Raw genomic sequence first — 12,859 nt, 5'->3', positions numbered from 1 at the left:
GTTTAAAAATGAATTTTAAAATAAATCATCATATTAATGATGTTTAAAATTTATAAGATAATTTTTTAAAAAATAAATTTAGCCATTTGAATTTTATAAATAGATACAGCCAACAAAATTGAATTTTACTACGGAAACCGTTCGCCACAAGCTTGCCTGCAGGTTGGTTTCCGTCATGGTTCGACTTAGCTCACCACGAACAGAAAACCGTGGTACTTTTTCATTTTGTAGAGTGTAAATGGCAGAGTGCATGCCATGCACCATTTAATGCCATAACCATCAAATGTGGCAATAATTTATTTTAAATTTAAAATAAATATTCAAGCCACTCAAAAAAACACCGCAATCAAATGCAACCACCCTGCCAACAGCCCCGTTATCGCCCCCAAAATCACCAATGTCATCTCATCTTCTTTAAAGGCAGGTCTTAGCAGGTTTTGAAATTCATGGGGCGAGAGTTCTCGAATGCGAGATTCAAACAGCCCAAAGATTTTGCTTGCCCGAGATGTGTTAAGTTTGGGGTCTCTAATGGGTATCATGGTTGCATCAATGGATTTGTCAATAATGGTGTCTTTAAAGGCACTTAGCTCTTTGTTATCCATACCCACTTTTAAAATGGATTTGACCACAGGCGACTCTAACAGCTCATATAAGTGCGATTTCATGAGTTCACGGGTTTTTGCCGAGCGAGTGCCGTACATCATCTCACTCATGATGTTCTCTAAAGTAACCAGCTCATTTACGACAATCTCAGCAAACACGCTAGACACTTCATCTTGGCGTTTCATAAAACCGCCCTGCCAGTCATAGACATGAAAATGGGGCAACATGGGCTTGACCCGACCATTGTCATAGCGGAACAGGCGGATAAAGAGGACTTTTTTGGGCTCGACAGGGTTAAACACCATCCAAATGGCAATCCAGTTGGTTAATGCTCCCCAAATCGCCGCAAAAAACGGCACCGTCCAATGCTGTGGCACAAAATAAAAAATCCCCATCTGAATAATCCCAAAACCAAAGCCAATCACGGCACTGATTTTCCAGATGAAGTTAATCTCTTTTTTACCCACTCGCAAAAACATGTCTACCATGAGTTTACGGTCGCTCTCCATGCGTTTGACAATCATCGCCCTCATGTCCACCAGCTCTTCAACATTGGCGGTTAGGTCAATGACTAAGGACTTCATCACCGCTGGCATCTCACTGTGAGCATGAGCATAAATCCGCCGTCTGATGGCGTACGGGGTATGTGTCCACAGGGCGTAGTAGCGTTCGAGCATAATCTCATCAATGAGACTCTCTAAATTCTTATCCACCGTCTCGGTGATGAACTGTGCCATCTCCTCAGGCTCCATCGCCTGCAAAAACTCATCGATATTACCAAGTTTGGATAAGGTCTGATCAACGATGACCCCAGAGATTTTGCCTGCTTTGGCAGGGACAATGCCTTGCCAGCCTAAGCCCTGCAAGCCCCACGGCATACCACGCACACGAATACCCCAAAACTTAATGGGGTGAAATAACATCTCTAACGCCATCCACACATGAGCCCACGTTACAAAAGCCGTAACGGGCGGAATGGTGAGCATGGCGATAAATTCGGGGTGTTCAGCTAGGGCTTGCCAGATGGAATTAAACATAAATCATCACTTGTTGGGGTTTGGCAATGGGCTAGGCGATTGGCTAATTGACAAAATCAAAATTTAACAAAATAAGCAATAGGGTAAAAAATAAAACGGCTAATTCTACCACAGTTTTGTCTATTTTGCCAAAATCAATCCTTTAAATATTCGCCCAACGCCTGCCTTGGATAAATATTTAAAAACGGTAAATATCATGTTTGCCGTTCTTATTTTATCCACAAGGCGGTCATCATGTCATGAGCGTGAAACATGATTGTCATATTGGGATATTTGCCAAAAATTTATGACATAACTTATTGATTTTAAATAGAAAAAATTTGACAAAAAACTGTATAAATTTTATACAATCAACTGCCATTGCCGATTAATCATGGCATAACGCCCCAAATTTTAAAGTTATCCACAGGCTTATCCACAGATTTTGGGGAAAAGTGGGGAAAAGATGGAGAGATGGTAGGGAATTTTTAAAAATATAATAAAAATCAAAAGGTTGTGATGATGTTTTTGGATGTAAAACAATTGTTTTGATTTTAAATGAGATTTGTTCTTGGCGATGTTTCACGGCTTTACGATGGGTTAAAATGCTGATGGGTGAAAAGTGGCGAACAAATCACAACAAAACAACAGCGACCAAACAGCAGGAGTGTGCTACAATAATTTGATAAACATTATTTATCAAAGCATTAAAGGAAAAAATTATGTCTTACGTCAAGCCTGCCAAATCCTTACTTTTTAGTATCATCGCCTTGTCCGCCCTGAGTGCTTGTACTGCCACGCCCACGCCCACAAACGGCACGGCACCGACAACCGTCAGCCAAATTCGCCTTGATGACTATCTGGGTAGATGGTATGAAATCGGACGCTTGCCCATGTCATTTCAGGACAAATGCACCCATAACGTCACCGCCACATACAGCCTAAAAGACAACGGCAAAATCAACGTCCTAAACGCCTGTGCCACCAAAGACGGCATGACATCGGTCAATGGCGAAGCGTACGCCACCGATGAGACTAATGCCAAACTGCGAGTGAGCTTTTTGCCCAGTTTTCTAAAAAAATTACCCATCGGCAAAGCCAATTATTGGGTGCTGGCAAGCGACCAAGATACAAGCGGACGCTATACATCCGCCCTAGTCGGCACGCCCAACCATAAATATCTGTGGGTGTTGTCTCGCACGCCCACGCTGGACGATGCCACTTATGAGCGGTATCTGGGTATTGCCAAGCAAAACGGCTATGAGCTTAGTAAGTTTACCAAAACGCCACAGAAATAAGATGATTAAAAAAGAAGGTTTTGTTGGTTTTTAATATACCCAAGAAACTTTAAAATTGCTACAAATGCAATGATGTTTGGGTGTAGGGGCATGCTGTGCACGCCTATAAAACTGATAGCATTAAAGAACGTGCAGAGCCAGTCTCTACAAACCTGTGATAAGTATCAAATTTGTTAGATGTATTCTTTGAGCGTCTTTTTAAACATCTTTATCAAGCACCATTAAGGAACCCCATGCACCACGTTTTTGGACATACATCGCCCGACACGGACGCTTTTGTCTCGGCATTTGCGTTTGCCCATTGGCTAAATGCCCAAGGCATATCAGCACAGGCATACCGTCTGGGCGAGCCGAACCTTGAAACGGCATTTGTGCTTGCCCGTTGGTTTGAGCGTTATCCCAATGATGAGTTACCCGCCAAGCTTTTGCCGTATCTAGACGCCAGTCGCCCGACCGACATTGTGGGGCGGGGCGATAAAGTGGCATTGACCGACCATAACGAACCTGCCCAGTCCATCAAGGGTTTGGCGGAGTTTGATGTCCGCTACGTCATCGACCATCATAAGCTTGGGCTGACCACGCCCACCCCTGCTTATGTGCGTATCCATCCTGTGGGCTGTACTTGCACCATTTTGTATGAGATGTTTACCACCCAAAAGGGCGTGGACATCACGGAAAGCATGGCGTGGCTCATGCTCTGTGCCATCATCTCGGATACGCTAAATCTTAGCAGTCCCACGACGAGCGATGATGACCGTTTCGTGGTGCAAAAGCTCTGTGAGCTGTGTCAGATGAACGTGGCGGATAAGGATAAACTGGCAGATGAGATGTTTTCTGCCAAAAGTGACGTCAGTCATCTGTCCGCCCGTGATATTTTGCTGATGGATTATAAAAGCTATGAGTTTGGGTCGACGAGGTGGGGCATTGCAGGGATTGAGACGGTCGCCCCCAGTCAGATATTTGCCAGAATCGATGAGCTAACAGCCACTGCCAAACTCATTCAGGCAGAAAAAGGCGTGGATCATCTTATGATTGCGGTGGTGGACATCAAGGAGCAAATGGGCTATGCACTCGCTCATGACCCTGCCCAAAATGTGATTATCTCCAAGGCATTCGGGGTGAACTGTGATGATAAGGTCTTTACCTTGGCAGGCGTGGTCAGCCGTAAAAAGCAAATCATCCCTGCCTTGGAGCGGTATTATCAGTTGTAGGTTTAAGCATGTTTGTTCTTGTCTGTCATGGATTGATGTCTGATTTATATGCCTGATAAATGGCCATAAAAAAGACCTGATGGTGATTCAGGTCTTTTGTTTTAAACACCTTAACGGTTTTAGCTTGCTTTGGTACATTCAACAATGACGGTATCATCTAGCGTGGTGATTTTGGCTTTATCGCCGTCAATGGTCAATGCCATGCCTTTGTCGTCGCCAGCAATGCTATCATCAGAAGTAAAGCGTCCTTTGGTTTGCACGTCTTGGGCTAAGTCATAAGTGATGTCATCGGTGGTTAGGTGAGCTTCGATTTCACCTTCGTGGTTGTGGACGGCGATGTGGGCGGTTTTGTCGCCACATTGGTATTTGTCGCCATCAGCATGGTGGTGATGTCCATTATCATGAGCATGGTCGTGGCTGTGGTCGTGAGCGTGTTCACCATGTTTGTGGTCATCGTGGTCATGACTATGTTCGCCATCTTTGTGTTCGTGGTCATGCTCGCCATGAACGTGGTCATGCGTGGCGGTTTGTTCGGCAGGGGCGGTGGTCTCTGCTTTTGGTTCGGCAGGGGTTTCTTCGGCTTTTTGGCAAGCGGTCAGAGTAAGCGTGGCAATAAGACTGACAACAAGTAATTTTTTAGTCATCATGCATCTCCCAATAAAATTGGTATATTATAACCAATTTATCAAAAATTGCAATGGCTTATCTAACATCATGCAGAGCAATCGCACTAAAAAAATTTTACATAAATTGATTAAAAATCAAGCAAATTGAGCATTTATAGTTAATTTTATCTAAATATATTTTTAACAAATTATTCAAATTTTAATTGACTTGGTGAGCTTTTAAATAATTTTGCATCTAAAAATTACCAATTTGTTTAAACCATCATTTTAGTTACCAAAAATTAAATATGGTGCGATTACCCTGATGATGAATCATAAAATTGAATACACCTTTGAAAATATGCTATAATTAGGGGTTTTTTGCTGTTCTTTTGTGCCAATCATGACCTCATCACGTCCTAACGATTCTGACATCAGCACTCGCGTCTTTGTACGCCGAGTGATCGTGGCGTCGTTATTTGTGCTTATTGGCATGATTGGGCTGTTTGCTCGTTATGGTTTTTTACAGGTTTATCAATACAATAAATACCAAACCAACGCTGATAACAACCGCATCAAACTCATCTCCGACCCGCCATCACGGGGTTATATTTATGACCGTAATGGTGTGTTGCTTGCCGATAACGTACCGGTTTTTTCTGCGGTCATCAGTCCCGATGAGATTGAAGACCCAGCTTACACCCTAAAACTACTTACCCCCATCTTTGGTCTGACCGATGAAGAGATTACGGACATTTTGGCAAGGATAGACAAATCCAAAAACAACCCCATTACCATCAAAATGGATTTGACCGAAGAGCAGATTGCTCAGTTTAGCGAGCGAAAACCTTTTTTTCGAGGGGTGAGCATTCAGACCAAACTCACCCGTGTCTATCCCCATGACGAGCTGTTTGCCCATGTCATCGGTTATGTCGGGCGCATCAACGACAAAGAAGCCAAAAAAATCGCCGAAGACGATCGCAAAAAAGCCCTGTATGCTGGCACCGACCTGATTGGCAAAATCGGCATCGAGGCCCAGTACGAAGAAGTCTTGCTTGGCAAACCAGGCTCTCAGTCGGTAGAGACCAACGCTCACGGCGAGATTCTACGACAGCTAGACACCAAACCCCCTGTGGCGGGCAACGATTTGTATCTAAGTCTAGATTATGGACTACAAATGGCCGCCCAAAAACAACTGGCAGGACGACGTGGAGCGATTGTGGCACTTGACCCCAAAAATGGTGACGTCCTTGCCTTTGTCTCAAACCCCAGCTACGACCCCAACCCCTTTGTCTCTGGCATATCCAACAAAGAGTATGGCATGCTTCGAGATGACATTGACCAGCCTTTATATAACCGTGCCTTACAAGGACTCTACCCGCCTGCTTCCACCATCAAACCCTTTGAAAGCATGGGCTTTTTGCATTATGGCATCATGGGTTGGAATGACACCATTTTTGACCCTGGTTATTTTAGCTTACCGGGGGACAGTCACCGTTTTCGTGACTGGAAAAAAGGTGGGCACGGCACGGTCAATATGAGCAAATCCATCATCATGAGCGTGGATACCTATTATTATAAAAACGCTCATCGCATGGGCATTGACAAGCTTCATGATTGGATGAGTAGCTTTGGTTTTGGTAAAAAAACAGGCATTGACCTACCCAACGAAAAAGGGGGTATCATGCCATCGCCCAAATGGAAAATGGACACCTACGGCAAAGAATGGCTACCAGGCGAGACCATCTCTGTCTCTATCGGACAAGGAGCATTTTTGGCAAGCCCCCTACAAGTCGCCAATGCCACCGCCATGACCGCCATCAAGGGCAAACACCTCACACCCCACCTGCTCAAACGCTCCGAAGGGCAGGCTCCCGTGACCATCATTGACAAACCTGACGGGGTCATCCCCTTTAATGGCACCGAAGCCGACTGGGACAGAATGCATACCGCCATGGAAGACACTGTCAAACGGGGTACAGCAAAGAGCATCTACACCACCCGTTATCGCATGGCGGGCAAAACAGGTACAGCACAGGTCAAATCCATCGCCCAAGGCAAAAGTTATAACAAAGCCGCCATCAACTCCCGTCACTGGGACCATGCGTGGTTCTCAGGTTTTGCCCCCGTGGATGACCCCCAAATCGCCATCGCAGTCATCGTTGAGAACGGTGGTGGCGGTGGTAAAGTGGCAGCCCCCATCGGGCGAGCCTTGTTTGATTACTGGATTCTCCAACGTGAGACCAATCCCATCACACCGCCCAGTGATGAAGAACTGGTAAAAATCCGTGCCGCCAAGCGTGAGGCCATCAAAGCCAAAATCGCCAAGGCAGAAGCCGAAAAAGCCAGAGCAAAAGCCGAAGAAGAACACAAAAAGACAGAAAAAAACAGACAAGCTCATCAGCCATGAAAAAACCAACCAAGTCTCATTACAAAACCACCAATCAAGTTCGTATCATCGGCGGACAGTTTAAACGCCGTAGTATCAGCTTTGTGGACGCTGATGGATTAAGACCCACCCCTGACCGTTTGCGTGAGACACTCTTTAACTGGCTCATGGCAGACATTCATGACGCCAAAGTGCTAGACGTCTGTGCAGGCTCGGGCGTGCTAGGCTTTGAAGCATTATCACGAGGGGCATCTCATGTCGTCATGATAGAACCAAACCCCACCCAAGCACGCACCATCAAACACAATGCCGACATCCTAAAACTCACCCACAGCCAGTTATCCATCATCAATGGCACCGCCCAAACCGCCCTACCCACACTCGGCACGCCTTTTGATATCATCTTTATTGACCCGCCTTATGCCCTTGATATTTGGCATGACATTATCAGTAGTATTATAGAGCATGGACTCTACCACGCTGACACGCTGTGCTACATTGAGAGTGATACCGCCCTAGATGACATCCTCGCCCCTTTTTCTACCAATCTATACAAATCCGTCAAAGTTGGACAGGTTTCTGCAGGGGTGTTTACCCTGCCCATTCATTAGAAAATAGCAAGGCATACCCCCATTGAGAGATTAAGTGACATACTCCCCTTGCTAAAGCAAGGGGCTTCCTCCTGCGAGCGTCTGATGTCCCAGACGGAGTATGTTCTTAGCTCCATTAACATCTCTGTCATGGGTAGCTCCACAACAGCTACATGTCCATACTCTTATTCCAAGACCTGTTCTACCTTTGGGGCTATTGTCTGATATGGTTAGACAATGCGAACAAGTTTGGGTTGTGTACTTTTCATTAACTTCTACTAAGAGACAATTTGCATTCTTGCACTTGTATTCCAGTTGTCTTTTAAGTTCAAACCAACTTGCATCATAAACAGACTTTGCTAGTTTGGTTGATGTGAAGTTTGATGAATTTAATTTGCCAATCACGATTAAGGCATTTTGTTTAATAAGTTTACTTGTAAATTGGTGAATGGTGTTAAGTCTACTGTTTTTAATTTTAGCATGAATGGCTTTTACTTGCTTTTTCTTGTTTGCTCGTTGAGCTTTGGCAAGTTTGTTAGCGTATTTGTGGGTGAACTTGGTAGTGAGTGTGCTACCATCAGAACAAGTAACGGCTGTTTTACAACCTAAGTCTAATCCTACTGACTTTGTGCCACATTGTTGTTTAGGAAAGTCTTTAACTGTAATACAAGCATACCATTTACCACAACTGTCTTGTACGATTTCACAAGTGTTTAAGTCGTAATTGGATAGGTTATATTGGTCAAAGACGGTAATGATGAGCTTTTGACCTTTGGTAAGGGATAGTTGCAGTTTGGATTTTAAGGCTTTTTTGCCTGTTTGGTAGGTCTTGATGAGTTTTAGGGCAGACTTCTTAAAAGGTATCCAGCCCAAAGACTTTCTCTTGGCTTTGGGGTTATTGGTACGCCATGATAGTTTAGCCTTTTTAAACTGCTTACGACTTTTGGTGTGTGTTTCGTTGATGGCTTGGAGGGTTTGGGAGTGTAGATTTAGGTATTCACCGCTACCTTTGGTGTATTCGTTTAGGTTATAGGCAGATAGAAACTTGCCTGTGCGTTGCAAGTAGTTAAAACCAAGCTCGTTGATATAGTTCCACACAAAGTTTACCGAGCTTGACAGTTTTTCAAGTTGGTTTGAGTGTTTGGTGTAGATACGGAGTTTAAGGGTTTTCATGGGGGTATTGTAGCATAGTAAATGCCTTATATCCACCGCCTAAAGTCGGTGGTTTTACGGCGGGGTGGGGTAAATTAACCTTTACCAAAACAATTATTACCAAAAAACACTTGATAAAAACATTTACTTTTGGATGAATTTTATTTAAAATGACCTAAATTGTTTATATTAAATAGTATCGTTGCTTTTTTAGGGCGTGTTTAACTTTAGTATTTGCAACAGACTTCCTGCAAAACCCAAAAATAAGGAAAACCGTTCGTGGTGAGCTTGTCGAACCATAACGGTTTTCCGCTACCCCTCAACAAGCTCGGGGCGAACGGAAAACCTAGTTTTGCAGGAAGTCTAATGAAAAATGAGAAAAATCGCACGTTTTTCAAGGAAAAAACTTGAGACTGATAGTTATTCTATCAGACAAGTTTTTGACTTCGAGCCACAAGATTTAGCCATTTTCATGCAAAAATTGATAAAAGCGTTAAATTTTCATCTTATTTTATAAAAATGTTATCAATGGTAGGCACGCCCTAGTTCTTTGTTCGAATTTTACTCCAATCATTTAAACATCATAAATTTGCCCACCTATTTAATATAAAATCTTTGCTCATCTTATTTTGCCATCACACCCTGTGTGATTTTTATTTAGCAGGTTTTCATGAAACGCATTGTTCTTAGCACATCTTCTTCTAGCTTAAACTACATCAACACGCCTCATACCGTGCGTTTAGTGCCTTTTCACGTCATTATTGATGGCACAGACCATCTTGATATCAGAGACATTGATACCGCACGCCTAAGTCAAATGCTCTACGACAACCCCAATCTGTCGGTCAAAACCAGTCCACCCACCGCCGATGAGATTAATGCCTTATTTGACGAATTGTACGCTGAAGGCTATGAAGAGGTATTGGTTTGCACCATCTCATCCGCCATTAGTAAAAGCCATGAAATTTTTAATACACTAAAAACTAAATTTGTTGGCAAAATGAACATCTATGTGTACGACACCAAAACCCTAAATATTGACGAGGGGGCATTGGCATTTGAGGCAGACTTGATGATGCAAGAAGGTAAATCCATGCTTGACATTGTCAATCGCTTAGATGAATTACGCAAAAACAGTCTGTTTATGTTTACCTTATCTGACCTAAACTTTATCATCCGCAACAAAAAACTATCTGCCCCTGCTGGTTTCATTGCCAACCTATTCGGCATCAAGCCCATCATGTGGGTAGATGAATCAGGACGTGTCATCCCTCGCGATAAAGTCCGTAAAATCGAGCGTAGCATCAACTACATGGCAGAGACAGCCATCGCCCATATTGGCAATAAAGATGCGTTTATCTACATGGTTGATACCTCCATGGGTTTCTTTACCGATGACTTTAAAGAATTGCTAGCAAATGAATATGGACTGCGTGACGTACCTGTGATTCCTGTCTCTACCGTCTCTCTTGCCAACCATGGACCGACAGGCGTGGGATTGGGTGTATATTATGGTAAAGCACCCAGAATCGTTAAATACCTTAAATAATCAAAAGCGGACTTCTGTTCGCTTTTAATCATGTTTTGGCGGTAGCCTAAAAAGCAGGCAGTTAAACCACCGCCAAAAAATTAAAAACCAATCGGTACAATGCCAATTGGTTTTATTGCAAAACATCAAACAATCAAAATCAAACCAACGATTTCACCGCTTCCACGACTTTATCAGTGGTAATACCAAAATGATTAAACAAATCTTTGGCAGGGGCGGACTCACCAAAGGTTGTCATGCCGATGACTTTGCCGTCAAGTCCAACAAATTTATACCAATAATCGGTAATGCCTGCTTCCACCGCCACACGAGCACGGACATCGCTAGGCAATACACTTTCAATATAATCACGGTCTTGCTTGACAAAGATTTCGGCACATGGCATAGACACCACACGCACGCCCACGCCCTGCTCACTTAAAACCTTATGAGCTTGCATTGCCAAGTCCACCTCCGAACCTGTGGCGATGATGATGGCTTGTAAGTCGCCTTGTTCTTTGGCAAGGACATACGCCCCTTTTTCAATCAAAGCAACCTGTTCGTCCGTGCGGTCTTGATGAGCAAGGTTTTGGCGAGATAGGATAAGGGACGAGGGGGCATTGGCGGTTTGTAGAGCAACTTTCCATGCCACCGCCGTCTCCACCGTGTCGCACGGTCTCCAAGTGAAATGGTTTGGCGTTTGGCGTAGGCTTGCAATCTGCTCCACAGGTTGATGGGTCGGGCCGTCCTCACCAAGCCCAATGCTGTCATGGGTATAGACGTTGATGACACGCTGTTTCATGAGTGCCGACATACGCACGGCATTACGAGCGTACTCCATAAACATCAAAAACGTGGCAGTATAAGGGATAAAGCCACCATGCAACGCCACCCCATTGGCGATAGCGGTCATACCAAACTCACGCACGCCATAATGCACATAGTTGCCGTCAGCGTGGTCTTGCACACCCTTAGCACCGCTCCACAAGGTCAAGTTTGACCCTGCCAAGTCTGCCGAACCGCCCAAAACTTCGGGCAATAATGGGGCAAACGCACCGATGGCATTTTGGCTTGCCTTACGAGTGGCGATGGTGTCGCCTTTGGCTTGGCAGGCTTTGATAAACTCGTCCGCTTTGGCGTCAAAATCGCTTGGCAACTCGCCTGACAGTCTGCGTTGCAGTTCGTCCGCCTCACTTGGATATTTGGCTTGATAGTCGGCAAATTGGGCGTTCCAGTCGCTTTCTAACTTATTGCCCTTATCGCACGCATTCCACGCTTGATAAATTTCATCGGCAATTTCAAATGGGTTATTGTTTGCCCAACCCAGCTCGGTACGAGTCAAGGCGATTTCATCGTTGCCCAAGGGAGCTCCGTGGCTATCTTCTTTACCTTGTTTGTTGGGACTGCCAAGACCAATGACGGTTTTGCAGATGATAAGCGTGGGCTTGTTGGTTTCGGCTTTGGCTTGTAGGGTTGCTTCACGGATGGCATCGGCATCATGTCCGTCCACACGCAGTACCTGCCAGTTGTAGCTTTCAAAGCGTTTGGCGGTGTCGTCTGAGAACCAGCCCTCCACCTCACCATCGATAGAAATACCATTGTCGTCATAATAGGCGATGAGCTTGCCAAGTCCTAACGTGCCAGCGAGCGAACAGGCTTCGTGCGACACGCCTTCCATAAGACAGCCGTCCCCCAAAAAGCAGTAGGTATAGTGGTCAATGATGGCGTTGTCGGGCTTGTTAAATTGTCCTGCCAAAGTCTTTTCAGCCAAGGCAAAACCCACCGCATTGGCAATGCCCTGCCCCAAAGGTCCTGTGGTCGTCTCAATGCCGTCCGCATAGCCGTGTTCGGGGTGTCCTGCGGTTTTGGCGTGGAGTTGGCGGAAATTTTTGATGTCGTCAATGGTCAAATCATAGCCCGACAAATGTAGCAAGGCGTACAATAGCATAGAGCCATGTCCGTTTGACAATACAAAGCGGTCTCGGTTTGCCCATTTGGCGTTTTTGGGGTTGTGATTTAAAAATTCACGCCACACAACTTCGGCAATGTCTGCCATACCCATGGGAGCCCCAGGGTGTCCTGAGTTGGCTTTTTGGACAGCGTCCATGGCAAGGATACGAATGGCGTTGGCGTTGTGTCGCTCATTTAGGGAGGGATTAAAGGTGGGGAGAGAAGTCATAATAAGGTCTCAAAGCGTTGGAATGTGGGGGTATTTTAACATATTTTGGCAAATTATGGATAAAAATTGTTTGTTTGTAAATAAAGATAGGATTTACAAAAAACAATAGCAATCAATGATAAGTTTACTGATAAATTATTATAATGTAATAATTCGTACTAAAATTTTATCGGCACAAATAATGCTTTTTATCTTATAAAAAATTTGCTAAAATCAAACAACGCTCTTGGGAGCAAATAATGAACATCATTCATCTATTACCGACTGCCCTTTTGGGCTTGGCATTGA

The 12,859-nt window shown here is 44.5% G+C and carries 9 protein-coding genes; 5 read left to right on the top strand and 4 right to left on the bottom strand.

Annotated elements, in window-relative coordinates:
- Nucleotides 1–329: 329 nt before the first annotated feature.
- Nucleotides 330–1,640 (bottom strand): membrane protein, encoded by a 1,311-nt coding sequence (locus tag K941_RS0103270; RefSeq protein ID WP_029102485.1) that lies wholly within the window; start codon nucleotides 1,638–1,640, stop codon nucleotides 330–332.
- 701 nt (nucleotides 1,641–2,341) lie between these two features.
- On the opposite strand from K941_RS0103270, the gene K941_RS0103260 reads away from it, so the two are divergent.
- Both K941_RS0103260 and K941_RS0103250 read left to right on the top strand, forming a co-directional pair.
- Nucleotides 2,342–2,917: a lipocalin family protein gene (locus K941_RS0103260; protein WP_029102484.1), complete on the top strand. Its 576-nt coding sequence runs from the start codon at nucleotides 2,342–2,344 to the stop codon at nucleotides 2,915–2,917.
- Nucleotides 2,918–3,150: 233 nt separating this feature from the next.
- A complete protein-coding gene (locus K941_RS0103250; RefSeq protein WP_029102483.1) occupies nucleotides 3,151–4,128 on the top strand; it encodes a manganese-dependent inorganic pyrophosphatase in 978 nt (325 codons plus the stop codon).
- Between the two features lie 119 nt (nucleotides 4,129–4,247).
- Here the strand turns inward: K941_RS0103250 and K941_RS0103245 are convergent, their stop codons facing one another.
- Nucleotides 4,248–4,772, bottom strand: coding sequence for a hypothetical protein (locus K941_RS0103245; protein ID WP_029102482.1), 525 nt, complete (start codon nucleotides 4,770–4,772; stop codon nucleotides 4,248–4,250).
- A gap of 364 nt (nucleotides 4,773–5,136) precedes the next feature.
- Here K941_RS0103245 and mrdA point away from each other — a divergent pair, with 364 nt between their 5' ends.
- Both mrdA and rsmD read left to right on the top strand, forming a co-directional pair.
- Nucleotides 5,137–7,143, top strand: coding sequence for a penicillin-binding protein 2 (gene mrdA, locus K941_RS0103235; RefSeq protein WP_029102481.1), 2,007 nt, complete (start codon nucleotides 5,137–5,139; stop codon nucleotides 7,141–7,143).
- Entirely contained in the window at nucleotides 7,140–7,733 is a 594-nt protein-coding gene (gene rsmD / locus K941_RS0103230; protein WP_029102480.1) for a 16S rRNA (guanine(966)-N(2))-methyltransferase RsmD, read from the top strand. The genes mrdA and rsmD overlap by 4 nt, the downstream gene beginning before the upstream one ends.
- Nucleotides 7,734–7,784: 51 nt before the next feature.
- Here rsmD and K941_RS0103225 read toward each other — a convergent pair whose 3' ends face one another.
- Nucleotides 7,785–8,885, bottom strand: coding sequence for an RNA-guided endonuclease InsQ/TnpB family protein (locus K941_RS0103225; protein ID WP_029102479.1), 1,101 nt, complete (start codon nucleotides 8,883–8,885; stop codon nucleotides 7,785–7,787).
- A gap of 649 nt (nucleotides 8,886–9,534) precedes the next feature.
- Here K941_RS0103225 and K941_RS0103220 point away from each other — a divergent pair.
- Complete coding sequence (locus tag K941_RS0103220; RefSeq protein ID WP_029102478.1) at nucleotides 9,535–10,413, top strand: DegV family protein; 879 nt, start codon at nucleotides 9,535–9,537, stop codon at nucleotides 10,411–10,413.
- Nucleotides 10,414–10,552: 139 nt separating this feature from the next.
- Here the strand turns inward: K941_RS0103220 and tkt are convergent, their stop codons facing one another.
- Nucleotides 10,553–12,571: a transketolase gene (tkt, locus tag K941_RS0103215; protein ID WP_036387362.1), complete on the bottom strand. Its 2,019-nt coding sequence runs from the start codon at nucleotides 12,569–12,571 to the stop codon at nucleotides 10,553–10,555.
- Between the last annotated feature and the right edge of the window lie 288 nt (nucleotides 12,572–12,859).

Origin of the sequence: Moraxella caprae DSM 19149, assembly GCF_000426885.1 — a bacterium.
Classification (GTDB): domain Bacteria; phylum Pseudomonadota; class Gammaproteobacteria; order Pseudomonadales; family Moraxellaceae; genus Moraxella; species Moraxella caprae.
This window is presented reverse-complemented; position numbering and strand designations above follow the sequence as displayed.

Coding starts and splice junctions, on each gene's coding strand:
- K941_RS0103270 (WP_029102485.1), bottom strand. CDS start 1,640: ATGTTTAATTCCATCTGGCAAGCCCTAGCTGAACACCCCGAATTTATC.
- K941_RS0103260 (WP_029102484.1), top strand. CDS start 2,342: ATGTCTTACGTCAAGCCTGCCAAATCCTTACTTTTTAGTATCATCGCC.
- K941_RS0103250 (WP_029102483.1), top strand. CDS start 3,151: ATGCACCACGTTTTTGGACATACATCGCCCGACACGGACGCTTTTGTC.
- K941_RS0103245 (WP_029102482.1), bottom strand. CDS start 4,772: ATGACTAAAAAATTACTTGTTGTCAGTCTTATTGCCACGCTTACTCTG.
- mrdA (WP_029102481.1), top strand. CDS start 5,137: ATGACCTCATCACGTCCTAACGATTCTGACATCAGCACTCGCGTCTTT.
- rsmD (WP_029102480.1), top strand. CDS start 7,140: ATGAAAAAACCAACCAAGTCTCATTACAAAACCACCAATCAAGTTCGT.
- K941_RS0103225 (WP_029102479.1), bottom strand. CDS start 8,885: ATGAAAACCCTTAAACTCCGTATCTACACCAAACACTCAAACCAACTT.
- K941_RS0103220 (WP_029102478.1), top strand. CDS start 9,535: ATGAAACGCATTGTTCTTAGCACATCTTCTTCTAGCTTAAACTACATC.
- tkt (WP_036387362.1), bottom strand. CDS start 12,571: ATGACTTCTCTCCCCACCTTTAATCCCTCCCTAAATGAGCGACACAAC.